Here is a 24,963-nt window from a genome sequence, read left to right on the forward strand (position 1 = left end):
CCAACGTACGCCCCGATGAGCGCCGGATGCTATGCCACGGGCACCACAATCAGGTCGTGCGGCCGGTTGTTGACGGCCAGCGCGCCGTCTTCGGTCACCACGACGATGTCCTCGATGCGGGCGCCCCAGCGGCCCGGAAAGTAGATGCCCGGCTCGATCGAGAACGCCATGCCCGCGGCCAGCGGCAGGTTGTTGCCCGTGACGATGTAAGGCTGCTCATGAACGGACAACCCGATGCCGTGACCGGTGCGGTGCACGAAAGCCTCCGCGAGCCCGGCGTCGGCCAGCACATCGCGCGCGGCCGCGTCGATCTGCTCGGCCGTCACGCCCGGCCGCACCGCATCGACGGCCGCGCGCTGCGCCCGCTGCAGCACTGAATATTGCTGTGCAACTTCGGAATTCGGCTCACCGATGCTGTAGGTGCGGGTCGAGTCGGAGTGGTACCCGGGCTTATAGGCGCCGCCGATGTCAACGACGACGATGTCGCCGACTCGCAGTTCGCGATCCGAGTAGCCATGGTGCGGGTCGGCGCTGTGCGGCCCGGAACCGACAATGATGAACGCCACCTCCGAATGGCCCTCGGCCACAATCGCTTCCGCAATGTCGGCGGCCACATCGGCCTCCGTTCGGCCCGGGACCAAAAATTCCGGCACCCGGGCGTGCACCCGATCGATGGCCGCGCCGGCTTTGCGCAGCGCGTCTGTCTCGCATTCCTCCTTGACCATGCGGAGCTTGCGCATCACGTCGGTCGCCAGCACAGGCAGCACCCGGAGCGCATCCGCCAGCGGCAGCAGGTGAAGCGCCGGCATGGAGTCGGTGACGGCGGTCGCAGCGGGAACCCCGCCCAATGCGGCGCCCACCAATTGGTACGGGTCGTCCCCGTCGACCCAATCCCGCACCGCCAGACCCAGTTCCGCAATTGCCGACCCCTTGAGCGAGGCGAGCTCCAGCCGCGGCACCACCACCGTCGGGTCACCGGACGCCGGCAAGACCAGCGCGGTGAACCGCTCGAGGGTCTGGGCGCGCGACCCGACAAGGTAACGCAGGTCGTAGCCCGGGGTGATGACCAGGCCGGACAACCCCGCCTCCGCGGTCGCGTCGGCCGCCGCCTTCAGCCGGCGGGCATACACCCCGGTGGCGAACCGATGAGAGTCCATGGCAGCCAGGCTAACCCGGTTGGCGCTCGGCGGCGTGAGACGATACCGGGCATGACCAGACCCTCAGGTACTAGCGGCGACGCGCAGCGCCCGGCTTCGCCGCGCTCGCGATCGCCGCTAGTGCTGCTCGACGGGGCCAGCATGTGGTTCCGGTCGTATTTCGGGGTGCCCTCCTCGATCACCGCGCCCGACGGCCGGCCCGTCAACGCCGTGCGGGGATTCATCGATTCGATGGCCGTGGTGATCAACCAGCAACGCCCCGGCCGACTGGTGGTGTGCCTGGACCTGGATTGGCGGCCGCAGTTCCGGGTGGACCTGGTCCCGTCCTACAAGGCGCATCGCGTCGCGGAGGCGGAGCCGGCCGGCGAACCGGACATCGAAGAGGTCCCCGACGACCTCACGCCGCAGATCGACATGATCATGGAGTTGCTGGACGCCTTCGGCATCCCGACCGCGGGCGCCGAAGGTTTCGAGGCCGACGATGTGCTGGGCACGCTGGCCGCCCGCGAACGTCGTGACCCGGTGGTCGTGGTCAGCGGGGACCGCGACCTGCTGCAGGTGGTGGCCGACGACCCGGTCCCGGTCCGGGTGTTGTACCTGGGCCGCGGGCTGAGCAAAGCCACCCTGTTCGGGCCCGCGGAGGTCGCCGACCACTACGGCGTGCCGCAGCACCGTGCCGGGCCCGCCTACGCCGAGTTCGCGCTGATGCGCGGCGACCCGTCCGACGGCCTGCCCGGCGTGCCGGGCGTCGGCGAAAAGACCGCGGCGACCCTGCTGGCCCAGCACGAGTCGCTCGAACGGATCCTGGCGGCCGCCCGCGACCCGAAATCGAAGATGGCCAAGGGTCTGCGCTCGAAACTGCTGGGCGCCAACGACTACATCGAGGCCGCCGGACAGGTGGTGCGGGTGGCCACCGACGCGCCCGTCAGCTTTTCGACCGCAACCGACGCGCTCCCGCTGGCGGCCGACGACCCGCAGCGCACCGCCAAGCTGGCGACCACATTGGGCGTCGGCTCCTCGATCGCCCGGCTGCAAAAGGCGCTCGACGCGCTGCCGGAGTAACCGGCTACTGCGGCCGGCCCACCTCGTAGGTGCCCTTGTTGTCCTGGAAAGTCACCGTCACGTGCTTGGGGGCGCCGTCGATGCTGACGTCGCAGTCGAACGTCGCGCCCTTCTTGACGGTCGGATTCTGGCCGTGGTTGCACTTGACGTTTTGGACGTTCTTGGCGCCATAGCCGTTGGTCTCATCCGACAGCACCTGCTGCACACCGGCCTGCGCCTTGTTCACGTCCAGCTTGGTGGTCACGAAGAAACCGGGCTGCCAGAAGCCCAGCACCAGGACGACCGCGATGAGCAGGAAGGCGATCACGCCGCCCACGCCCAGGATCACCGCCGTCGACCGCTTCTTGGCCGGCTGCTGGTCGTAGGGCGGGTACTGCTGCGGGTACTGGCCCGGCTGCCCATACTGGCCCGGCTGGCCATACTGGCCGGGCTGCGCGTACTGCCCGGGCTGACCGTACTGCCCGGGCTGACCGTACTGGCCCGGCTGGCCGTATTGACCGGGCTGCGGGTACTGGCCCGGCTGCGCGTACTGCCCGGGCTGACCGTAGCCGGGCTGCTGCGGGTATTGCTGCGGGTACGCCTGCTCGGTCGGCTGTTGGTACTGGGGGTACTCGGCGGGGGGCGTGTAGGCCGGGGCCTGCCACGTCGCCTCCTGGCCCGGCTGCTGCTGCCAGGGCGAACCGGCCTGGGTCGGCTCGGAGGACTGATCGCTACCCTGGCCCGGCGGTTGCCACTGCTGTTCCGGTCCTTGCGGTCCGCTCATCGTCTCTCCTCAGCCCCTTGTGTCTTGGCATGAACTATCGGCGTTGTGATTTCCGGATCTACGGTAGCTCCGGCTCAGCCTACCCGGCGTCAACAGCGACGACGCCGCGCCGAACGTCATTGATGGCGCGCTTGGCGGTGGCTCGCAACTCGGCGTCCGGGGCGGCGTTGCGGACCTGGTCCAACAGGTCGAGCACCTGGCGACACCAGCGCACGAAATCCCCCGCCAGCAGGGGCGAGCCGGTGCCGACCGGGTCGACGGCCGCCAGCGCCGCCGCCAGGTCCCCGGTCTTGGCCCACCGATAGATGACGTTGACGAACCCGTCGTCGGGTTCCCGGCTGAGCGTGATCCGGTGCGTCTGCTCGTCGGAGCGCAGCGCATACGACAGCCGCGACGTTTGCTGCAGCGCCTGCCGCACCCGCTGGGTGGGCGCTTCGGCGCCGAACGCCGCCCGTGGGCCCTCACCGCCCCGGGTTTCGTACAGCACCGCCGAGACCACCGCGGCCAACTCGGGCGGCTTCAGGTCAGCCCACGCGCCGGTGCGCAGGCATTCGGCAACCAGGAGGTCGCTCTCGCTGTAGATGCGGGCCAGCAGCCGGCCGTCATCGGTGACGTGGGGATCGGTGTCCGGGCCTTGGATGAATCCCCGCTCGGTGAGCAGCCCGACGATGCGGTCGAACGTGCGCGCCAGCGAATTCGTCGCTGCGGCAACCTTTTTCTCCAGTTGCGCGTTGTCGCGTTCGATGCGCAGGTAGCGCTCGGCCTGCCGGACCTGCGCCTCGAGGCCGGGGCTGTTGTGCGACGGGTGCCGACGCAGCTCGTCGCGCAACGACGTCAGCTCCGGGTCTTGAAACGCGCCGTCGTGGTCGCCGCGGCCGCCGCGGCGCCGGGACGGAAGCGCCAGCCCGGCGGCCGCCGACCGCAGCGCCGACGCCAAATCGCGCCGGACCCGCGGCTGGCGGTGCTCGACCCGCTTGGGCAACGGCATCGAGCCGACCGGAGCCGACGCCGCCGGGTAGTCGGCCGTCGAAATCCGCCCTGCCCAACGGTTTTCGGTGAGCACCAAAGGGCGCGGGTCCTCGCCGTCGCGGGCCGATTCCAGCACCACCGCCAGCCCGCCGCGCCGGCCTTGGGTGATGTTGATGATGTCGCCGCGCCGCAGTGCGGCCAGCGCATCGCTGGCCGCCTGGCGCCGGTGCAGCCGCGATGCACGGGACTGCGCGCGCTCCAGCTCGGAGATGCGCGCCCGCAGCCGGGCGTAGTCGAGAATGGGCGACTGCGGACCGCCCAGCTCGCCGGCGATCTCGGCGAGCATGCCGGTGCCGCGCTCGATGCCGCGGACCAGGCCGACGACCGAGCGGTCGGCCTGATATTGGGCGAACGACTGCTCCAGCAGCCGGTGCGCCTGCTCGGGACCCATCTGCTGCACCAGGTTGATCGTCATGTTGTACGACGGGGCGAACGAGCTGCGCAGCGGGAAGGTGCGAGTCGAGGCCAGGCCGGCGACCGCGGCCGGCTCGGTGGTCTCTTCGGCGGGATTCCACAGCACCACCGCGTGGCCCTCGACGTCGATGCCGCGCCTGCCGGCACGCCCGGTCAGCTGCGTGTACTCCCCCGGGGTCAGCGGCATGTGTTGCTCGCCGTTGAACTTCACCAGCCGCTCGAGCACCACCGTCCGGGCGGGCATGTTGATGCCGAGCGCCAGGGTCTCGGTGGCGAACACGGCCTTCACCAGCCCTGCCGTGAACAGTTCCTCGACGGTGTGCCGGAACACCGGCAACATTCCGGCGTGGTGGGCCGCCAGCCCGCGCAGCAGCCCTTCCCGCCACTCGTAGTAGCCGAGCACCGCCAAGTCGGCGTCGGCGAGATCGCCGCACCGGTGGTCGATCACCTCGGCGATCTGGGCCCGTTCCTCCTCGGTGGTCAGGCGGAGCGGCGAGCGCAGGCACTGCTGGACGGCGGCGTCGCAGCCGGCGCGGGAGAACACGAACGTGATCGCGGGCAGCAGCCCCTCGGAGTCCAGCGTGGCGATCACGTCGGCCCGCCCGGGCGGCCGGTAGAAGCGCGGCCGGCCGGGTGCGCCGCGGCCGCCACCATGCCTTCCCGCCTCCCGGCGGGGACCACGCCAGTCCGACATCCGGTCCGCCTCCCGGCGGTGCGCGATGTGGCGCGCCAGCTCGGGATTGACCCGCGCCTCACGTCCGGCGCCCGGCTGCTCGCCGGCTTCCGCGTTCCGGTAGTCGAACAGGTCGAAGAGCCGCTTCCCCACCAGCACGTGCTGCCACAGCGGAACGGGCCGGTGCTCGTCGACCACCACGGTCGTATCGCCCCGCACGGTCTGGATCCAGCCCCCGAATTCCTCGGCGTTGCTCACCGTCGCCGACAGACTGACCACCCGCACGTCGTCGGGCAGGTGCAGGATCACTTCCTCCCATACCGGGCCGCGCATCCGGTCGGCCAGGAAATGCACCTCGTCCATCACCACGTAGGAAAGCCCTTGCAGCGCGGGCGAATCGGCGTAGAGCATGTTGCGCAGCACCTCGGTGGTCATCACCACCACGGGCGCGTCGGCGTTCACCGACATGTCGCCGGTCAGCAGGCCGATCCGGTCGCGGCCGTAGCGTGCGGTCAGGTCGGTGTGCTTCTGGTTGCTCAGCGCCTTGAGCGGCGTGGTGTAGAAGCACTTCCCGCCCGCGGCCAGCGCGAGGTGCACGGCGAATTCGCCCACCACGGTCTTACCGGCGCCGGTCGGCGCGCACACCAGCACGCCGTGCCCTCGTTCCAGCGCCGCGCACGCCCGCCGCTGGAAGCCGTCCAGCGCGAACGGCAAGTCCGCGGTGAACCGGGTCAGCTCGACGAGCTCCGCCACGTCCTGCGGGAACGGTTCAGGTGACATCGTCATGCTGGCCGGCGGTGTACGACGGCTCCGGGACCGACTGCTCGATGGACGTCGGCGGCTCGATGACCGATGCCTCGTCGTCGGGGATCGCGGTCTGGGCTTCGCGCTTGGCCTTCCGCCGGTCGTGCAGGCGGGCGATCTGGATGGCGAACTCGAGCAGCACCGACAGCGCCACGCCCAGGGCGGTCATCGAAAACGGGTCGGAGCCGGGTGTGAAAACGGCGGCGAACACGAACATCGCGAAGATCAGGCCACGCCGCCAGGATTTGAGGCGCCCATACGGCAGCACACCGGTCATGTTGAGCATGACGATCAGCAACGGGAATTCGAAGCTGACCCCGAAGACCACCAGCAGGTTGATCAGGAAGCCGAAGTACCGGTCGCCGGACAGCGCGGTCACCTGCACGTCGCTGCCGACGGTCAGCAGGAAGCTCAACGCCTTGGACAGCACGAAATAGGCCAGCACCGCACCGGCGACGAACAGCACCGCCGCGGGGACCACGAATCCGACCGCGAAGCGGCGCTCCTTCTGGTACAGGCCCGGCGTGATGAAGGCCCACAGCTCGTAGAACCACACCGGACACGCCAGCACGACCCCGGCGGTCAGCCCGACCTTGAGCCGCAACATGAACTGGTCGAACGGCGCCGTGGCCAGCAGTCGGCATTGACCGTCGGCGCTGATGCTGGCGCGTGCGGATTGCGGCAGCGAACAGTAGGGGTGGCGCAGCCACTCGCCCAGGCTTTCCAGCCCGAAGATCGAATGCGAGTACCAGACGAACCCGAAAATCGTGGTGACCAGGATGGCGGCCAACGACAGCAGCAGCCGGGTTCGCAGCTCGGTCAGGTGGTCGACGAGCGACATCGTCGCGTCGGGGTTGGTGCGGCTGCGCCTGTTACGCGGATTGAGGCGCCTCAGCACGCCGGCAGTGCGCGCTGAAACCTTGAAACCTTTCACGACGCTCGTTCAGTGGCGTTCGGGCACCGCGACGATGACGGCGGGCTAAGCCGGGCGTGCTTCAGAGTGCCCCTGCTCGGGGGCCGCCGCCGGAGCGTCCACCCGCTGCGACTGCACGGGAGTGGGGTTGGCCGCGGAGGGGGCGCTGTTCGTGTCCAACGCGGACGGCTCCCCTTTGTTCTCGCTCTGCATTTCGCGCAGCTCAGACTTGAAGATGCGCATCGACTTGCCCAACGAACGTGCTGCATCGGGGAGCTTCTTGGCACCAAAAAGCAGGATCACCACCACCGCGAGGATCGCCCAGTGCCACGGACTAAGACTGCCCACTTTGATTACCTCCAGACGTCTACCCGATGCTACCGCAGTGCGGCCATGGACCGGGCCGCCCGCGCCGTGGCCTCAGGGGGCAAGCGCCTGATAGGACTCACACGCTGCCGCCGCGGCATCCCGTACACGTCGTGCCAGCGACTCCGGTTCAAGCACCCGCACGGCTGACCCGAAGCCCAGCACCAGACGCGTCATCCAGTCCTCCGAGGCATAGGTCATCACCGCCTCACAGGATCCGTCCGCCAGCTCCCGCACCTCACGCATCGGGTAGTACTCGAACATCCACGACGCCGAGGGTGCGACCCGGAGCGTGGCCGACGGCAGGGAGGGATCGCCGTCGAACAGCGACGTGTCCGGCGGCGCCTGGACGGCCAGTTCGGGTGCGGCCGCCGGCTCCTCCAATTCGGTGGCGTCGACGATCCGGTCGAAGCGGAACAGCCGAACCCCTTCGGCCTCGCGCGACCAGGCCTCCAGGTAGCTGTGTCCGCCGATCAGCAGCACACGGATGGGGTCGACGATCCGGCTCGTCAGGGTGTCATGCGAGGCGGAGTAATAGTCGATGGCCAGCGCGTGTCCGGCCTGCACCGCAGTGCGCACCGCGGCCGCGGCGCGACTCTCCGCCGGTGCTTGTTGATCGACCGCTGCGGCCGATCCGGTGGCGTCATGGCCGACGGCGCCGGCCGCGGCCTCGATCTTGGCGATCGCACTGCGCGCGGCTTCGGGGTCGACCACACCGGGAATGTCGGCGAGCGCCCGCAGGGCCACCAGCAGGCCGGTGGCCTCCGGCGACGTGAGCTTGAGCGGCCGGTCGATTCCCGCCGAGAACGTCACTTCGATGGTGTCGCCGGAGAACTGGAAGTCGATCAGGTCGCCCGGGTAGTAGCCGGGCAGGCCGCACATCCACAGCTGGTTGAGGTCCTCTTCCAGTTGCTTGGCGGTCACGCCGAGGTCGGCAGCGGCCTTGGCGCGGGTGACCCGCGGGTTGGCCTGGAAGTACGGCACCATGTTGAGCAACCGGATGAGGCGGGTGGAAACGGGTGTCATCCGCGCGGCACCTCCAGATGAGCGCGCAGCCGGGCCAGCACGTCCTCGCGCAGTGACTGCGGTTCGAGCACGACGGCGTCGGCCCCGTAGCCGGCGATGTCACGCGCCAGCCGGTCGCTGGACCCGATGTCGATTTCGATCACATCGCCGTCGCGGCCGGCCAGTTCCCGCGCACCGGTGGTCCTTCCGGCGCGCCGCAGCGCGGTGGCCCGCCCGTCGGCAACCCACACGCGCGCCTGCCCGCCGGTCGGGGTCTCGGCGATCGTGCGGGCCACGATCTGGCGTAGGTCCACACCCTCGGGCACGACGACCGCCCCGGGCGGACCGATCGGCCTCACCTCGGAGCCGATCCGTGAGAGCCGGAACGTGCGGGTGGCGTCGCGGTCGCGATCGTGGCCCACCAGATACCAGCGTCCCTTCTGGGTGACGACGCCCCACGGCTCGACGGTGCGCATGCTGTACGGCTCGGCGCGCGACGGCCGGTGCGGGAACTGCACCGCTTGCCGGGAATCGATGGCCGACAACAGGATTCCGAGCACCTCTTCCGACCCCCGCAACCCCGGCACGCCGGCCGGCGAGGCGATGGCCACCGGCGCCCCCATCTCCATGGGGTCGACGTCCACCCCGGCGGCGCGCAGCTTGAGCAGAGCTCCCTGGGTGGCGGTGACCAGTTCAGGGGATTCCCACAGTTGTGTCGCGACGGCGACCGCGGCCGCCTCGTCAGCGGTGAGCTCGACCGTCGGCAGCGAGTAGGCGTCGCGGTTGATCCGGTAGCCCTCGGTGGGATCCGAGGCCGACGCCCTGCCGACCTCGAGCGGGATGCCCAGATCACGCAGCTCGTTCTTGTCGCGCTCGAACATGCGGGAGAACGCCTCGGCGCTGGGGCTGTCCGCGTAGCCGGCCACGCTGGACCTGATCTTCTCCGCGCTGATGTACCCGCGGGTGGACAGCAGGGCGATGACGAGATTGACCAACCGCTCGACTTTCGAGGTTGCCATTCGCACCAGGTTATAACCGCCGCCCCGCCGGCGCCTGCACCGGTTCGCGAGTCGCAGGACTCACATTCGCCACATCAGTCACCGGTGAGTGGGCATCACCGCCCCGCGACGGATGGGAGCAGCCGGGGGCGACGAGCTACATGCTGGCGATCAGCCGCTTGACCCGCTCGTCGACTGCGCGGAAGGGGTCCTTGCACAGGACCGTGCGCTGGGCCTGGTCGTTGAGCTTGAGGTGCACCCAGTCGACGGTGAAGTCACGGCCCGCGGCCTGGGCGGCGCTGATGAACTCGCCGCGCAGCCGGGCGCGGGTGGTCTGCGGCGGGTGGTCGACCGCCTCCGCGATCTCCTCGTCGGTGGTGACGCGCGCCGCAAGGCCCTTGCGCTGCAGCAGGTCGAACACGCCCCGCCCCCGCTTGATGTCGTGGTAGGCCAGATCGAGCTGGGCGATCTTCGGGTCGGACAGCTCCATGTTGTAGCGGTCCTGGTAGCGCTGGAACAGCCTGCGCTTGATCACCCAGTCGATCTCGGTGTCGACCTTGGCGAAGTCCTGGCTCTCGACGGCGTCGAGCTGACGGCCCCACAGGTCGACGACCTGCTCGATCTGGGCGTTGGGCTCCCGAGTCTGCAGGTGTTCGACGGCGCGGCTGTAGTACTCGCGCTGGATGTCGAGCGCGCTGGCCTGGCGCCCGCCGGCCAGCCGGACCGGCCGCCGTCCGGTGACGTCGTGGCTGACCTCGCGGATGGCGCGGATGGGGTTGTCCAGTGAGAAGTCGCGGAAGGGAACGCCGGCCTCGATCATCTCCAGCACCAGTGCGGCCGTCCCCACCTTGAGCATGGTGGTGGTCTCGCACATGTTCGAGTCGCCGACGATCACGTGTAACCGCCGGTACTTCTCGGCGTCGGCATGCGGCTCGTCTCGGGTGTTGATGATCGGCCGGCTGCGGGTGGTCGCCGAGGAGACGCCCTCCCAGATGTGCTCGGCGCGTTGGGACAGGCAGAACGTCGCCGCCTTGGGGGTCTGCAGCACCTTGCCGGCCCCGCAGATGAGCTGGCGGGTGACCAGGAACGGCAGCAGCACGTCGGAGATCCGGGAGAACTCACCGGCCCGCACGATCAGGTAGTTCTCGTGGCAGCCGTAGGAGTTGCCCGCCGAATCGGTGTTGTTCTTGAACAGGTAGATGTCGCCGCCGATGCCCTCGTCGGCGAGCCGCTGCTCGGCGTCGATCAGCAGGTCCTCGAGCACCCATTCACCGGCCCGGTCGTGCGTGACCAGCTGCACCAGGCTGTCGCACTCCGCCGTCGCGTACTCGGGATGGCTGCCCACGTCGAGATACAGGCGGGCGCCGTTGCGCAGGAAAACGTTGGAGCTGCGCCCCCAGGACACGACGCGCCGAAAGAGGTAACGGGCTACCTCATCCGGGGATAGGCGACGGTGACCGTGGAAAGTGCAGGTGACACCGAACTCGGTCTCGATGCCCATGATTCGCCGCTGCACGTAATCGAGGGTACTGGTTGTCGGACCGGGACGGTGCGGAAGCCGCGCCTACGGGTCCCGACGAGTTTCACGATGCCCCGCTTTCGGCGACCACGCTGGGGTTGCCGGCAACGCCGGCGTCGTCGTGCCAAGCCGAGCGTTTCGCCCTCAGCGAACACAGCCGGTGTGCCGAATCGGCCGGTTCAGCCCGCGGAGTCGCCGTTGGAATCGGGCACTTCGCCGTTGGTTTCCGGCTGTTTCGAATCGCCCTCGTGCAACAAGCTTTCCAGGGTGGCCCGGTTGATCCGCCGGAACGCCCGTCGTGGCCGGTTGACGTCGAGGATCGCGACCTCCAGGCTGCCCACGTCCGGGGAGGGCTGATCCCCGCTGGATCCGTCCCCACTGCCGGCCCGCAACGCCTTAACGGCGATCTGCGTCGCGTCGCGCAGGTCGGCGTTCTCGGCGTAGGACTCCTTGAGCGCGGTGGTGATCGGCTCGGTGGTACCGCCCATCACCACGAAATGCGGTTCGTCGGCGATCGACCCGTCGTAGGTGATCCGGTACAGCTCAGGCGGTTTCGACTCGCCGTAGTGCGCTACCTCGGCGACGCACAATTCGACCTCGTAGGGCTTGGCCTGCTCGGTGAAGATGGTGCCCAGGGTCTGCGCGTAGACGTTGGCCAGCTGGCGTCCCGTGACGTCCCGGCGGTCGTAGGCGTAGCCCCGGGTGTCGGCGAACTGGATCCCGCCGCGGCGCAGATTGTCGAACTCGTTGAACTTGCCGGCGGCCGCGAAGCCCACCCGGTCGTACAGTTCGCTGATCTTCTGCAGGGACCGCGAGGGGTTCTCCGCCACGAAGAGCACACCACCGGCGTACACCAGCGCCACCACGCTCTTGCCGCGGGCGATGCCTTTGCGGGCGAGCTCGCTGCGCTCGCGCATCGCCTGCTCGGGCGATATGAAATACGGGAAGCTCACTTCTCACCGCCGTCGGGGCCGAAAGTGTCTGCGCGCGAGCGACTTTGGATAACCTCGCGGGCCAATTCGGCGATCCGGCTCTCGGGCACCTCGGCGGCCCCCTCGGCGCCGATGGTGACCGCCGTCGGGTAGATACCGCGAACCAGGTCGGGTCCGCCCGTGGCCGAGTCGTCGTCGGCGGCGTCGTAAAGCGCCTCCACCGCCACCCGCACCGCGGAATCGGCGTCGACGACCCTCGAGTACAACTTCTTCATGGACGACTTGGCGAAGATGGACCCCGAACCCACCGACTGATAGCCCTCTTCTTCCAGGTTCCAGCCGCCGGCGGCGTCGAACGACACGATCCGGCCGGCGCCCTCGGGATCGGCCGCGTCGATGTCATAGCCCGCCAGCAACGGCAGGGCAACCAGCCCCTGCATCGCCGCGGCCAGGTTGCCGCGCACCATGATCGCAAGCCGGTTCACCTTCCCGGCAAACGTGAGCGGCACACCCTCGAGCTTCTCGTAATGCTCGAGTTCCACCGCGTAGAGGCGGGCGAACTCGACGGCGATGGCCGCGGTGCCCGCGATGCCCGTGGCGGTGTAGTCGTCGGTGACATACACCTTTTTCACGTCGCGCCCGGCGATCATGTTGCCCTGGGTGGAACGCCGGTCCCCGGCAATGACCACGCCACCGGGGTATTTCAGGGCGACGATGGTGGTGCCGTGCGGCAGCTGCGACCCGGCCCCCTCGGCGTGCGCGCCACCGCCGAGGCCGGCCGGCAGCAGCTCGGGCGCCTGACGGCGCAAAAAGTCAGCAAAGGATGACAGGTCTACGGCGGGATTTGCCGGGAGTGCGGAGTTAGTGGACAGGCGATCGGAGAAGGGCCAGGTCACTGTCCGCCCTTTTGGACGTATGCCCGGACGAAGTCTTCGGCGTTCTCTTCGAGGACGTCGTCGATCTCGTCGAGCAGATCGTCGGTGTCCTCGGCTAGCTTCTCGCGGCGCTCTTGGCCCGCGGCCGTGCTGTCGGCGAAGTCGTCGTCTTCGCCACCACCACCGCCACGCTTGGTCTGCTCTTGAGCCATCGCCGGCCTCCTGCTTCATCTGAACTTGTTCAGCGGCTTGCCTGGTTCCTGAGAGCCACACTGCCCGCTGGTATTTCTCTACCCTACCGGTCAACCCCGACGTTCCCCGGTCTAACCGGCTTAGCTGGTGAGTTGTTCCACGAGTTCGGCGGCGCTGTCCACCGAGTCCAGCAGCGCTCCGACGTGCGCCTTGCTGCCGCGCAGCGGCTCCAGCGTCGGAATGCGCACCAGCGAGTCGCCGCCCAGGTCGAAGATCACCGAGTCCCAGCTGGCCGCAGCGATGTCGGCGCCGAACCTGCGCAGGCACTCGCCGCGGAAGTACGCGCGCGTGTCGGTCGGCGGGTTGTCCACCGCCTCGAGCACCTGGTGTTCGGTGACCAGACGCTTCATCGAACCCCGGGCGACCAGCCGGTTGTACAGTCCCTTGTCCAGCCGAACATCGGAATACTGCAGGTCGACGAGGTGCAGCCGCGGCGCCGACCAGCTCAGGTTCTCCCGCTGCCGGAAACCCTCGAGCAGGCGCAGCTTGGCGGGCCAGTCGAGCACCTCGGCGCATTCCATCGGGTCGCGCTCGAGTTGGTCGAGCACGTGCGCCCAGGTCTGGACGATGTCGGCCGCGCGGGGATCGGGGTCGCGGCTGTCGACCAGCTTCGCCACCCGGTCCAGGTAAATCCGTTGCAAGGCAAGGCCGGTCAGTTCCCGGCCGTCGGCCAGAGCCACGGCGACCCGCAGCGACGGATCCCGGCTGATCGCGTGGACCGCGTGCACCGGGCGGGCCAGGACGAGGTCGCTCAGGTCGATCCCGTGCTCCGGGCCGACTTCGATCAGGTCGAGCACCAGCGCCGTGGTGCCCAGCTTCAGGTAGGTCGACGTCTCGGCGAGGTTGGCGTCGCCGATGATGACGTGCAGTCGGCGGTACCGGTCGGCGTCGGCGTGCGGTTCGTCGCGGGTGTTGATGATGCCGCGCTTCAGCGTGGTCTCCAGGCCGACCTCGACCTCGATGTAGTCGGAGCGCTGGGACAGCTGGAAGCCGGGCTCGTCACCGGAGGGGCCGATGCCGACCCGCCCGGAGCCGGTCACCACCTGCCGGGACACCAGAAAAGGGGTCAGGCCGGCGATGATGGACGAGAACGGCGTCTGCCGCGACATCAAGTAGTTCTCGTGTGCGCCGTACGAGGCGCCCTTGCCGTCGACGTTGTTCTTGTACAGCTGCAGCTTGGCGGCCCCGGGCACGCTGGCGACGTGCCTGGCGGCGGCCTCCATCACCCGCTCGCCGGCCTTGTCCCAGATCACGGCGTCCAGCGGGTCGGTGCACTCTGGCGCCGAGTATTCGGGGTGGGCGTGGTCGACGTAGAGCCTCGCCCCGTTGGTGAGGATCATGTTGGCGGCGCCGACCTCGTCGGCGTCGACTACCGGTGGCGGGCCGGCCGAACGACTCAGATCAAAGCCGCGGGCGTCCCGCAGCGGTGATTCCACCTCGTAGTCCCAGCGGGTGCGCTTCGCGCGCTGGATGCCGGCCGCGGCGGCGTAGGCCAGGACCGCCTGTGTCGAGGTGAGGATCGGGTTGGCCGTCGGGTCCGACGGCGATGAAATGCCGTACTCGACCTCCGTCCCGATAATCCGTTGCATGTCCTAAGCGTAGGCCCGCCGACGATGCGTCCCGCGCGGCGGGGCGTTGAGGAGGCGGGCAATCGAGCTAGGCCCGCCGACGATGCGTCCCGCGCGGCGGGGCGTTGAGAAGGCGGGCAATCGGCGGATGTTTGCCATCGCTCAACGCCCAGCGCGGGAGACTTGCCCGCCGTAGGGTGAGCCGGCATGGACCTAACTCTGCGCCGCACGCCGCGCCGCCGGGGTTCGGCGAGCGGTGCGGCCGAAAGCTGGTTCCTGGAGCGGGGTTTACCGTCCGTTTTGACCAGGCGCGCCCGGTGGCGGCGGCTGTGGCCGCGCTCGGCGCCCATGTTGGCGGCGTACGCGACGCTGCAGGCCTGCATCCTGCCGGTGTACCTGATCACCGGCGGTCACGACGTCGAGATCAGCGGTACCCCAACGACTTCCGAACTGGTCGTGCTGGTGATCGTCGGCCTCGTTCTCCCGCTGATGGTCCTCGTGGGCTGGCTGGTGTCCCGGTCGCGAAACGGCCGGGCACGCGCGGCGATCGCGACCGTGTCGGTTCTGTTCGCGGCCGGCGTCGGGGTGACGACCGCGGACGCGACGCAGCTGCAGCAGGACGCCGCCGTGATCGCCGTCGTGCTGATCCTGACCGGCCTGGGCGTCGGATCGGTGGTCGGCTGGGCGGTGCGCATGATGCTGTCGCACTTCGCCATGGTGGGCGCACTGGCGGTCCGGGCACTGCCGGTCGTGCTGCTGACCGCGTTGGTGTTCTTCAACACCTACGTCTGGTTGATGGCCGCGACGATCAGCGGGAACCGGCTGGGGCTGGCCATGGCCTTCCTCGTCGCCATCGCGGCCGCCTTCGTCGTCTCCGCCACGGTGGAACGGGTCCGCCCGATGCTGAAGTCGACGGCCGCTTTGCCCGCGGAGACCGAACATCTCGCCGGCACGCCGTTCGCGGCCATGCCGGAGGCCACTGGCTGCGCACCGCTGAGGAGAGCCGAACGCCTCAACGTCGTCTTCGTTCTGGCCGCCTCCCAACTGGCGCAGATCCTGGTGGTAGCGGTGGTCACCGCCGCGATCTACCTGATTCTGGGGCTGATCGTGCTCAGCCCCGAACTGCTCAACGAATGGACTCACACCTACAAGAGCACCGCGACGGTATTGGGATTCACACTGCCGGTTGCGGATTCGCTGGTGCACATGTGCCTGTTCCTCGGCGCGCTGACCTTCATGTACATCAGCGCCCGCGCGGCCGGCGACGCCGAGTACCGCTCCACCTTCCTGGACCCGCTGATCGAGGACCTGCACACGACGCTGATCGCGCGCAACCGCTACCGTGGCGCCATCGTGCCGCCCGCGCGTGCTGTTGACGGCACCGACGGCAGTGACTAACTTCACCGTGTGTCCGCCCCCCAATCCGACCACGTCGGCAAACACGCGCTCGATCTGGCAGGTAAACGCTACGGCGAAGTGCTGCTGGTAACCGCCGGCGAAGCCGGTCCGCAGGCAACGGTCTACAACAGCTTCCCGCTCAACGACTGCCCCGCCGACCTGTGGTCGGCGCTCGACCCACACGCGATCGCCGCCGAGAACGGTGTGGCCGCTGCCTTGCTGAACGGCCCCCGGTACTGGCTGATGAACGCCATCGAAAAAGAAGCCCAGGGTCCGCAGATGACGAAGACCTTCGGCGGGATCGAGATGATCCAGCAGGCCACGGTTCTGCTGTCGTCGATGAATCCGGCGCCCTACATCCCCAACAAGGTCAACCGCCACACGGTGTTCGTCTTCAACGCCGGCGAACAGATCTACGAGCTCATCGATCCGCAGGGACAGCGCTGGGTGATGCAGACGATGAGCCAGGTCGCCGACCCCAACCTGACGCAGGCCGACCTGCCGCGGCTCGCCGACCGCCTCGACCTGCCTGCCGGTTGGACCTACCAGCCGCGAGTGCTCACCGAGGAGCTGCGGGTGGACACCAGGAGCAGGGCGGCCCAGGTCCTGCAGGACAACCTGACCAACAGCTACTCGCTGGTGACCGCCTGACCCCTGGCAGCACAGCGCCGGCACTCGAGCCGCGACGCGCGGTGCGCCCGGTTCGAGTGCCGGCGTGGCCGAGCGGCCTTACAGGTACTGGCCGAGGTTGGATTCGGTGTCGATGGCCCGCGATGCGCTCGAGCTCTTGCCGGTGACCAGGGTGCGGATGTAGACGATCCGCTCGCCCTTCTTACCCGAAATCCGCGCCCAGTCATCGGGGTTGGTGGTGTTGGGCAGGTCCTCGTTCTCGGCGAACTCGTCGACGATCGAGTCGAGCAGGTGCTGGATGCGCAGACCGGGTTGCCCGGTCTCGAGCACCGACTTGATCGCGTTCTTCTTCGCCCGGTCGACGACGTTCTGGATCATCGCCCCGGAGTTGAAGTCCTTGAAGTACATGACTTCCTTGTCACCGTTGGCGTAGGTGACCTCCAGGAACCGGTTGTCGTCGATTTCGGCGTACATCCGCTCGACGACCTTCTCGATCATCGCCTTGATGCAGGCGGTGCGGTCCCCGCCGAACTCGGCGAGGTCGTCGGCGTGCAGCGGCAGCGACTCGACCAGGTACTTCGAGAAGATGTCTTGCGCCGCTTCGGCATCGGGCCGCTCGATCTTGATCTTCACGTCCAGGCGGCCGGGCCGCAGGATCGCCGGGTCGATCATGTCCTCGCGGTTGGAGGCGCCGATCACGATGACGTTCTCGAGGCCCTCGACCCCATCGATCTCGCTCAGCAGCTGCGGGACGACGGTGGTCTCGACGTCCGACGAGACGCCGGTGCCGCGGGTGCGGAAGATCGAGTCCATCTCATCGAAGAACACGATCACCGGCGTACCTTCGGACGCCTTCTCCCGCGCGCGCTGGAAGATCAATCGAATGTGACGCTCGGTCTCGCCGACGAACTTGTTCAGCAGTTCGGGGCCCTTGATGTTGAGGAAGTAGGACTTCGCCTCGCGCGCGTCATCGCCACGCACCTCGGCCATCTTCTTGGCCAGCGAGTTCGCCACCGCCTTGGCGATCAACGTCTTCCCACAGCCCGGCGGGCCGTACAGCAGGACGCCCTTGGGCGGGCGCAACGCGTACTCCCGGTACAGCTCCTTGTGCAGGAAGGGCAGCTCCACGGCGTCGCGGATCTGCTCGATCTGTCGGGTCAGGCCGCCGATGTCGGAGTAGCTGACGTCGGGCACCTCTTCGAGGACCAGGTCTTCGACCTCGGCCTTGGGAATGCGTTCGAACGCGTAGCCGGCCTTGGTGTCGACCAGCAACGAGTCGCCCGGCCGCAGCTTGCGCGGGCGGCTGTCGTCGTTGAGCGCGTCGGGGTGCCCCTCCGGGAGGTCCTCGGCGACCAGCGGCTCGGCGAGCCACACGATGCGTTCCTCGTCGGCGTGGCCGACCACCAGCGCCCGGTGCCCGTCGGCCAGTAGCTCGCGCAACGTCGAGATCTCGCCGACCGATTCGAACGTGCCGGCCTCGACCACGGTCAGCGCCTCGTTGAGGCGAACCGTCTGGCCCTTCCGCAGCGAGGGGACATCGATGTTCGGCGAGCAGGTCAGGCGCATCTTGCGACCGGAGGTGAACACGTCGACCGTGTCGTCCTCGTGCGTACCCAGCAACACGCCGTAGCCACTCGGCGGCTGCCCCAGCCGATCCACTTCCTCCCGCAGCGCAAGTAGTTGCTGGCGCGCTTCTTTGAGCGTCTCCATCAACTTCGAGTTGCGTGCCGCCAGCGAGTCGATACGGGCTTCGAGCTGATGCACATCGCGCGCCGACCGGGTGCCGCCCTGCGTCCCGGCTGCGTGCTCGAGTTGCTCGCGCAGCAACGCTGCCTCGCGGCGTAATTCTTCCAACTCGGCAGCATCGCCGCTGGACATGCCTGACTCGTGGGGGGTACCGAATGATTCAGAACGCTCTGAGCCACCCATGTTGCGCTCCTTTCCCACACCTAATTGGCGCGGTGGATACTTCAAAGCTACCGGCGATTGGCCAATGATGTGCGGAGTCAAATACCCACGAAAAGTTAAGATTTTCGTCACGCTGGTAATCTCGGCCACTAATCTCGCTGATCGAAAGGGCCCTAGGAGGTGGCAGAGTGACCGCAAAAAGCCTCGCCACGGGCTTGGTCGGCACGACCGGCGCCGGCGTGGCGACCGCGGGTGTGAGTTCAGTTGCACCCGTTGGCCCCACCGCGCGGCGGGCACCCGCTTCGGCAAGCGCCCCTACCCCGCGACCGGCCTGATCGACTGGATGCACCGGCATCTGGGCGCGACCTTGAGTGCAGCCACCGTCGTGGTGGCGGTCGGGATCTCGGGATGCTCGTCGCATCAACAACCCAGAATCGCCTCCTCCGCGCCCGCGGCGGCACCGGCCACGTCGAGCACCGTTGTCGTCACTCCGACTACCCCGCTGCCGCCGCCCGACGCCCTTACCGACATCCTGGCCCGGCTCGCCGATCCGAACGTACCCGGTATCAACAAGGTGAGTCTGGTCGAAGGCGCGACCCCCGAGAGCGCAGGCAGCCTGGACAAGTTCACCAACGCGTTGCGCGACAACGGCTACCTGCCCATGACCTTCGTCGCGCACGACATCGCCTGGTCGGACAAGACCCCCTCCGATGTGGTGGCGACGATCGACGTCAACACGGCCCAGCCCGCTAACGGCAGCTTCCACTTCCCCATGGAATTCACGCCCTTTCAAGGCGGTTGGCAGTTGTCCCGGCGAACCGCCGAGATGCTGTTGACGCTGGGCAACTCGCCGGCGGTGCCGCCGCCCAACCCGGCCCCGGTGCCGGCTCCCGAGCCCGCCCCCGTTCCGACCCCGAGCCCACCCGGTTGAGCCGCGGCATGTGGGTCGGCTGGCTCGAATTCGAAGTGCTGCTGGGCGACGTCCGATCGCTCAAACAGAAACGGTCGGTGATCCGCCCCGTGGTCGCCGAATTGCGACGCAAGTTCAGCGTGTCGGCGGCGGAGACGGGCTCACCCGAGCTGTATCGACGGGCGGGCATCGGGGTGGCCACGGTGTCCGGCGACCGCAGCCATGCGGTCGACGTTCTCGACGCGGCCGAACGGCTGGTGGCCGCGCATCCGGAGTTCGAGCTGCTCTCGGTGCGGCGGGGGCTGCAGCGCAGCGACGATTAATTAGCCGTCGCGGCCCTCGCGCTTGCGCCCCAACGGCGCAGGCGCGACCACGCCCGGCGCGAGCCGCCGCGTGAAGACCAGGAACGCGGTGTGCCCGCGCATCGAGTGCTGGGGCCGCACTGCCAGGCCGACCACGTTCCAGCCGCGTTGCAGCGTCTCCCACGACCGCGGCTCGGTCCAGCACTGCTGCGCCCGCAGCGCCTCCACGACCCGTGACAGCTGCGTCACGGTCGCGACATAGACCATCAGCACCCCGCCGGGGATCAGCAGCCGCGAGACCGCGTCGAGCACCTCCCAGGGCGCCAGCATGTCGAGCACGGCGCGGTCGAAGGAACCGTCGGGCAGGTCCGAGTCGGCGACGTCGCTGACTATCAGCTCCCAGTTCTCCGGTGCCCCGTCGAAGAACACCGACACATTGCGCCGAGCGTGTTCCGCGTGATCGGCGCGCTGTTCGTAGGAGACCACCCGCCCGCCGGGGCCGACGGCGCGCAGCAGGGAGCAGGTCAGCGCACCCGAACCCGCCCCGGCCTCGAGCACGCGGGCGCCCGGGAAGATGTCGCCTTCGTGCACGATCTGCGCGGCGTCCTTGGGGTAGATGACCTGCGGGCCCCTGGGCATCGACATGATGTAGTCGACCAGCAGCGGGCGCAGCACCAGGAAGGGTGCGCCGTTGCTGGACTTGACCACGCTGCCCTGCTCGAGCCCGATCAGCGCATCGTGGGCGATCGAGCCGCGATGGGTGTGAAACTCCGCGCCGGGCGTGAGCGACATCGTGTAGTGCCGGCCCTTGGCATCGGTGAGCTGGACGCGTTCCCCGACGGTGAACGGGCCGGTTGCGGACACGCCGTCTAGCGTGCCAGCCGACTCGCCGCGGGCGGTGCCCGGGGTTGTCGGCACCCGGTTCTACGCTGCGGGCATGACCGACCAGCTGCAGGAGAGGCCGCCTTCGAGGCCGGCGCTGTCGCCGTCGCGGGCGGCCGACTTCAAGCAGTGCCCATTGCTCTACCGGTTCCGCGCGATCGACCGCTTACCCGAGGCGCCGTCGACCGCCCAGCTGCGCGGCTCGGTGGTGCACGCCGCCCTGCAGCACCTCTACGGCCTGCCCGCCGCGCAGCGCGGTCCCGACACCGCCCTGTCACTGCTCGAACCCGCCTGGGACCAGGTGATCGCCTCGGCACCCGACCTGGCCGGCGAGTTCGATCGCGAGCAGCGCGACCAGCTGCTGGCCGAGGCACGCGCGTTGCTGTCCGGCTACTACCGGCTCGAGGACCCGACCCGTTTCGATCCGCAATGCTGCGAGGAGCGCGTGGAGGTCGAGCTCGCGGACGGCACCCTGCTGCGCGGCTTCATCGACAGGATCGACGTCGCCGCTACCGGAGAGCTGCGCGTGGTCGACTACAAGACCGGCAAGGCGCCGCCGGCCGCACGGGCCCTGGCGGAGTTCAAGGCGATGTTCCAGATGAAGTTCTACGCAGTGGCCCTGCTGCGCACGCGCGGCGTGCCGCCCAACCGGCTGCGGCTGATCTACCTGGCCGACGGGCAGGTGTTGGACTATTCGCCCGACCACGACGAATTGCTGCGCTTCGAGAAAACCCTGATGGCGATCTGGCGTGCGATCCAATCCGCCGGGCAGACCGGCGATTTTCGTCCCAGCCAGTCGCGGTTGTGCGACTGGTGCCCCCACCAACAGCACTGCCCGCTGTTCGGCGGAACCCCGCCGACCTACCCGGGATGGCCGGATTACGCGCTGGCACAAGGTATTTCGCACCAGAACTAACCGGCAGCGTGACCTCCGGCGGTTTTACCGATGTGACAAGGGTCATTACGGCGCAACCACCCGGACGGAGTAGGTTCGGCGGCGAGTGCGCTATGCTGTTGTCAACGTTGGCGCCGAATGGCTTGCCAGCACGTCGTGATCGATTCGTTATTTCTTCTCAGATCCCCGCGGGGCGCCGAGTCCGAGATGACTAGGTGCGCACCGCACAGCCTCGAGTCGCGGCGATCGATGTTGCCAGACGGGCAATCTCGCTACCACCGACGCTTTAGGGACATTGAAACATGCTTGAAGACACAACTTTTGCTCACCTCGGGGTGAGCGCACCGCTGGTTGACGCGCTCGCCAAGGGCGGCGTCCACCGACCGTTCCCAATCCAGATCGAAACACTGCCGGATACGCTTGCCGGCCGAGATGTGTTGGGCCGCGGCAAGACCGGCAGCGGCAAAACGCTCGCCTTCTCGATTCCGCTGGTGAGCCGCCTCGATGCCGGCAACCGCAGGCCGAGCAAGCCAACCGGTCTGGTCTTGGCGCCCACCCGCGAACTGGCGACACAGATCGCCGCAACTATCGCGCCGCTTGCCGCGGCTCGGGGCCTACGCGTGGCCACCATCTTCGGCGGGGTGCCGCAGCACAAGCAGGCCGCGGCGTTGAAGTCGGGCGTCGATATCGTCGTCGCCTGCCCGGGCCGCCTGGACGACCTGATGAAGCAAGGCCTCGTCAAGCTGAGCGCGGTGCAGGTGACGGTTATCGATGAGGCGGACCACCTCGCCGATCTGGGCTTCCTGCCCACCGTTACCCGCATCCTGGCGGCCACGCCCGCGGGCGGACAGCGGATGCTGTTCTCGGCCACTCTCGATGCCGCTGTCGACACCCTGGTGAAGCGATTCCTCACCACCCCGGTAACGCGGTCGATCGCAGAACCGACGTCCCTGACTCCCGCGATGACACATCACCTCTTCTGCGTCGACGGGCCGCAAGCCAAGAAGGAGTTGGTACAGCGGCTGGCCGCGGGAGACTCCCGGCGAATCCTCTTCATGCGAACCAAGCATCAGGCCCGGAAGCTGGCCCGCCAGCTCACCCAATCCGGCATCGCGTCGGTGGAGTTACACGGCAACCTGTCCCAGAACGTGCGCGACCGGAACCTGGCGGCGTTCGCGACTGGACAGGCGCGAGTGCTAGTCGCGACCGACATCGCCGCGCGCGGCGTCCACGTGGACAACGTCGAGCTCGTGGTCCACGTCGACCCGCCCGCGGAGCACAAGGCCTATTTGCATCGATCCGGCCGCACGGCCCGGGCCGGCGCCTCCGGTGACGTGGTCACCATCGCGCTGCCCGAGCAACGCCGGGACACCGAATCGATGATGCGCAAGGCGGCCATCCGCGCCGTTCCCCAGCAAGTCACGGCCGCCTCCCCCGTCATCCACGCCCTGGCCGGCGAGCCCGCGCCGCGCCAGGCCGTCGCGCCCGCTCCGACGGAGGTCCGTCGGTCCGCGCCCACCCCCGCTGCCCCGCGCGGCGCGTCGGCCACTCGTCCCAGGCGCCGCCGATCCCGTCGTCCCGCCACTGCGTCGCGGTAGGCGGGCGCGACCGATGGTGGCGACCCAACGCGCCCGGCTACGCCTTGGCGGCGACCCGCTTCGCCCGGCTACGCCGCGCTCGCGATCGCCGCGGCCGCGCTCGCGATCGCCACTAGACCAGCGGGGCCATCTCCTGCAGCATGGTGGGAACGAGTTCGCTCACGGTGGGATGGATGTGCATGGTCCGCGCCAGCGTCGTGTAGGGCGCCTTGGCCGACATGACGTCCAGGATGGCGTGAATCGCTTCGTCACCGCCGACGCCGAAGATGGCCGCTCCCAGTATCTCCCGCGTGTCGGCATCGACCACGACCTTCATGAAGCCTTGCGTCTCACCCTTTTCCACCGCCCGGCCGACTCGTGTCATCGGCCGCTTACCGACCAGCGCCTTGCGGCCCGATGCACGGACCTGGTCGACAGTCATGCCGGCCCGCCCCAGCGGTGGGTCGATGTAGAGCGCATAGGTGGCGATGCGGTCGCTCACGCGCCGCGGGTCGCCGTCGAGCAGATTGGCGGCAACGATTTCGAAATCATTGTAGGAGGTGTGGGTGAAGGCCCCCTTACCGTTGCAGTCCCCCATCGCCCAGATGTGCTCGACGTTCGTCTTGAGCTGGTCGTCGACCACGATGTAGCCACGGGCGTCGGTCCGCACGCCGGCGGCCTCCAGCCCCAAGTCGTCGGTATTGGGCCGCCGGCCCACGGCCAGTAGCAGGTGACTTCCGGCGATGGGAGCGGAGCCCGCGCGTGGCGTGAGCTCAAACCCGCTGTCGGTCTTATTGATTCGCACGTTGTCGGCGCCGACGACGACGTCGATGCCCTCGTCCTCCAGGATGTCCCGGACGGTGGCGGACACGTCCTCGTCTTCCCGGGACGCCAGGCGCGCACCCCTCTCGACCACCGTCACCCGGGCCCCGAAGCGCCGGTACATCTGCGCGAACTCCAGCGCGATGTAGCTGCCGCCGAGGATGACCAGATGGGCTGGCAGCGTATCCAATTCGAGAATCGAAACGTTGGTGAGGAACTCCACGTCCGACAGCCCCGGGATGTCGGGGACCACGGCGCGGCCTCCGACGTTGAGGAAGATGCGGTCGGCGCGCAGCAGGTCGCCGTCCACGCTGAGGGTGTGCGGATCCTCGAAACGGGCGTGCCCACGAAAGACGGTGCAGCCGTCCATGCCCGCCAGCCAGTCCTCGACACCCTTGCGGTCGCCCAGCATGATTTCGTCTTTGCGCGCCTTGACTTTCGCCATGTCGACGCTGACCGGCCCGGTCGCCACGCCGTAATCGGCGCCGCGGCGGGCGAGGTGAGCGGCGTGCGCGCTGGCCACCAGCGTCTTCGTCGGGATGCATCCGGTGTTGACGCAGGTGCCGCCGATCAGTTTGCGTTCCACCAGCGCGACCCGCTGCCCGGCAGCGGTCAGTCGCCCCGCCAGCGGTGGGCCGGCCTGACCGGCGCCGACGATGATCGCGTCGAAATGCTTTGTCACTTAACGGGTCACTTAACGGGTCACTTAACGGCCGACAGCAGGTATTCGGTCAGCACGTGCCCCGTCACCGCGGCGATGGCGAGTCCGCCGACGATCGCGACCGCGTCCTCCAGCAGCGCGATGGGCAGGTCCCTGCCGGCCACCGCGGCCAGCCGCTTGCGTGCCTGGTAGCCGCCGAGGGTGCCGAGCACCGCGCCGATCACGCCCGCACCGAGCGCGGAGAAGGTCCAGTGCGGCCAGGCGCCCAAGGCGGCACCCGCCAACCCGCCCATGACGATCCGGGCGGCGAAGATCGGCGGCGCCGTGCGGGCCGGCGTCTTGGGCAGCTTGTCGTTGACCAGTTCGCCGACGGCCAGAACGGTGAACACGACGACGGTGATGATGTTGCCCATCCAGGAAGCCCATGTGCCGTGCAGGTCGATCCATCCCAGGTAGGCGGCCCAGGCGACCACGGCGGGAGCCGTGAGGGAGCGCAGCCCGGCGACGACACCGATCAGCAAAGCCAGCAGCAGAATAAGCGCATGTGTCACGAAACCCTCCTGGGGAACGACCCGGCAACGGTAGGGATGACGGCCCATGGGCGTGACACGGGCAAGCAGCCCTAGGCGGACGCTAACACAACCGCGG

At 68.6% G+C, this 24,963-nt stretch carries 23 protein-coding genes; 7 read left to right on the forward strand and 16 right to left on the reverse strand.

All coding sequences use genetic code 11. The annotated features are described in order from the left end of the window. Nucleotides 1–29: 29 nt before the first annotated feature. The gene (locus A5692_RS22805) at nt 30–1,157 is read right to left on the reverse strand and encodes a Xaa-Pro peptidase family protein (protein WP_068060212.1); all 1,128 of its coding nucleotides are present in this window, start codon (nt 1,155–1,157) and stop codon (nt 30–32) included. Between the two features lie 51 nt (nt 1,158–1,208). On the opposite strand from A5692_RS22805, the gene A5692_RS22810 reads away from it, so the two are divergent. Beyond that, on the forward strand, nt 1,209–2,219 hold the full coding sequence (locus A5692_RS22810) for a 5'-3' exonuclease (protein WP_197514541.1): 1,011 nt from the start codon (nt 1,209–1,211) through the stop codon (nt 2,217–2,219). Between the two features lie 4 nt (nt 2,220–2,223). Here the strand turns inward: A5692_RS22810 and A5692_RS22815 are convergent, their stop codons facing one another. The 11 genes from A5692_RS22815 to dop form a co-directional block, all read right to left on the reverse strand. Continuing rightward, nucleotides 2,224–2,982 carry a DUF4333 domain-containing protein gene (locus tag A5692_RS22815; RefSeq protein ID WP_068060217.1) on the reverse strand — a complete coding sequence of 253 codons (759 nt, stop codon included), beginning with the start codon at nt 2,980–2,982 and terminating at the stop codon, nt 2,224–2,226. A gap of 79 nt (nt 2,983–3,061) precedes the next feature. Next, nucleotides 3,062–5,851 (reverse strand): RNA helicase, encoded by a 2,790-nt coding sequence (locus A5692_RS22820; protein WP_068060377.1) that lies wholly within the window; start codon nt 5,849–5,851, stop codon nt 3,062–3,064. A gap of 16 nt (nt 5,852–5,867) precedes the next feature. Further along, complete coding sequence (gene tatC, locus A5692_RS22825) at nt 5,868–6,836, reverse strand: twin-arginine translocase subunit TatC (RefSeq protein ID WP_156766227.1); 969 nt, start codon at nt 6,834–6,836, stop codon at nt 5,868–5,870. A gap of 45 nt (nt 6,837–6,881) precedes the next feature. Continuing rightward, the gene (gene tatA, locus A5692_RS22830; RefSeq protein ID WP_068060219.1) at nt 6,882–7,163 is read right to left on the reverse strand and encodes a Sec-independent protein translocase subunit TatA; all 282 of its coding nucleotides are present in this window, start codon (nt 7,161–7,163) and stop codon (nt 6,882–6,884) included. Between the two features lie 72 nt (nt 7,164–7,235). Next, a complete protein-coding gene (locus tag A5692_RS22835) occupies nt 7,236–8,207 on the reverse strand; it encodes a YafY family protein (RefSeq protein ID WP_068060221.1) in 972 nt (323 codons plus the stop codon). Further along, entirely contained in the window at nt 8,204–9,205 is a 1,002-nt protein-coding gene (locus tag A5692_RS22840; RefSeq protein ID WP_068060224.1) for a YafY family protein, read from the reverse strand. Before A5692_RS22840 ends, A5692_RS22835 begins: the two co-directional genes overlap by 4 nt. A 136-nt stretch (nt 9,206–9,341) precedes the next feature. Next, nucleotides 9,342–10,700: a Pup--protein ligase gene (gene pafA, locus A5692_RS22845; protein ID WP_156766228.1), complete on the reverse strand. Its 1,359-nt coding sequence runs from the start codon at nt 10,698–10,700 to the stop codon at nt 9,342–9,344. A 182-nt stretch (nt 10,701–10,882) separates the two neighbouring features. Further along, nucleotides 10,883–11,656 (reverse strand): proteasome subunit alpha, encoded by a 774-nt coding sequence (gene prcA / locus A5692_RS22850; RefSeq protein ID WP_068060230.1) that lies wholly within the window; start codon nt 11,654–11,656, stop codon nt 10,883–10,885. Next, the gene (gene prcB / locus A5692_RS22855; protein WP_068060233.1) at nt 11,653–12,531 is read right to left on the reverse strand and encodes a proteasome subunit beta; all 879 of its coding nucleotides are present in this window, start codon (nt 12,529–12,531) and stop codon (nt 11,653–11,655) included. The genes prcA and prcB overlap by 4 nt, the downstream gene beginning before the upstream one ends. After that, the gene (locus tag A5692_RS22860) at nt 12,528–12,722 is read right to left on the reverse strand and encodes a ubiquitin-like protein Pup (RefSeq protein ID WP_068060237.1); all 195 of its coding nucleotides are present in this window, start codon (nt 12,720–12,722) and stop codon (nt 12,528–12,530) included. The genes prcB and A5692_RS22860 overlap by 4 nt, the downstream gene beginning before the upstream one ends. Before the next feature lie 120 nt (nt 12,723–12,842). Beyond that, nucleotides 12,843–14,351, reverse strand: a complete 1,509-nt coding sequence (gene dop, locus A5692_RS22865; RefSeq protein ID WP_067919988.1) for a pup deamidase/depupylase — start codon at nt 14,349–14,351, stop codon at nt 12,843–12,845. 186 nt (nt 14,352–14,537) lie between these two features. Between dop and A5692_RS22870 the strand changes: the two genes are divergently transcribed. Both A5692_RS22870 and A5692_RS22875 read left to right on the forward strand, forming a co-directional pair. Further along, nucleotides 14,538–15,728, forward strand: coding sequence for a hypothetical protein (locus A5692_RS22870; protein ID WP_068060240.1), 1,191 nt, complete (start codon nt 14,538–14,540; stop codon nt 15,726–15,728). Between the two features lie 9 nt (nt 15,729–15,737). Then, entirely contained in the window at nt 15,738–16,379 is a 642-nt protein-coding gene (locus tag A5692_RS22875) for a hypothetical protein (RefSeq protein WP_068060244.1), read from the forward strand. A 78-nt stretch (nt 16,380–16,457) separates the two neighbouring features. Here the strand turns inward: A5692_RS22875 and arc are convergent, their stop codons facing one another. Next, nucleotides 16,458–18,287, reverse strand: coding sequence for a proteasome ATPase (gene arc / locus A5692_RS22880; RefSeq protein ID WP_068060380.1), 1,830 nt, complete (start codon nt 18,285–18,287; stop codon nt 16,458–16,460). Nucleotides 18,288–18,609: 322 nt separating this feature from the next. On the opposite strand from arc, the gene A5692_RS22885 reads away from it, so the two are divergent. Further along, nucleotides 18,610–19,197: a hypothetical protein gene (locus A5692_RS22885; protein ID WP_068060247.1), complete on the forward strand. Its 588-nt coding sequence runs from the start codon at nt 18,610–18,612 to the stop codon at nt 19,195–19,197. Nucleotides 19,198–19,205: 8 nt separating this feature from the next. Next, complete coding sequence (locus tag A5692_RS22890; RefSeq protein ID WP_068060250.1) at nt 19,206–19,499, forward strand: DUF503 domain-containing protein; 294 nt, start codon at nt 19,206–19,208, stop codon at nt 19,497–19,499. On the opposite strand, the gene trmI is transcribed toward A5692_RS22890, so the two are convergent. Beyond that, entirely contained in the window at nt 19,500–20,342 is an 843-nt protein-coding gene (trmI, locus tag A5692_RS22895) for a tRNA (adenine(58)-N(1))-methyltransferase TrmI (protein ID WP_068060253.1), read from the reverse strand. Nucleotides 20,343–20,415: 73 nt separating this feature from the next. Between trmI and A5692_RS22900 the strand changes: the two genes are divergently transcribed. Further along, nucleotides 20,416–21,276: a RecB family exonuclease gene (locus A5692_RS22900; protein ID WP_068060256.1), complete on the forward strand. Its 861-nt coding sequence runs from the start codon at nt 20,416–20,418 to the stop codon at nt 21,274–21,276. A gap of 281 nt (nt 21,277–21,557) precedes the next feature. Further along, complete coding sequence (locus A5692_RS22905) at nt 21,558–22,853, forward strand: DEAD/DEAH box helicase (protein ID WP_068060259.1); 1,296 nt, start codon at nt 21,558–21,560, stop codon at nt 22,851–22,853. A gap of 112 nt (nt 22,854–22,965) precedes the next feature. On the opposite strand, the gene A5692_RS22910 is transcribed toward A5692_RS22905, so the two are convergent. Both A5692_RS22910 and A5692_RS22915 read right to left on the reverse strand, forming a co-directional pair. Further along, nucleotides 22,966–24,336, reverse strand: coding sequence for an FAD-containing oxidoreductase (locus A5692_RS22910; protein WP_068060262.1), 1,371 nt, complete (start codon nt 24,334–24,336; stop codon nt 22,966–22,968). A 20-nt stretch (nt 24,337–24,356) separates the two neighbouring features. Next, the gene (locus A5692_RS22915; protein ID WP_068060265.1) at nt 24,357–24,866 is read right to left on the reverse strand and encodes a DUF4126 domain-containing protein; all 510 of its coding nucleotides are present in this window, start codon (nt 24,864–24,866) and stop codon (nt 24,357–24,359) included. Between the last annotated feature and the right edge of the window lie 97 nt (nt 24,867–24,963).

Origin of the sequence: Mycobacterium sp. E342 (assembly GCF_001667665.1) — a bacterium.
Taxonomy (GTDB): domain Bacteria; phylum Actinomycetota; class Actinomycetes; order Mycobacteriales; family Mycobacteriaceae; genus Mycobacterium.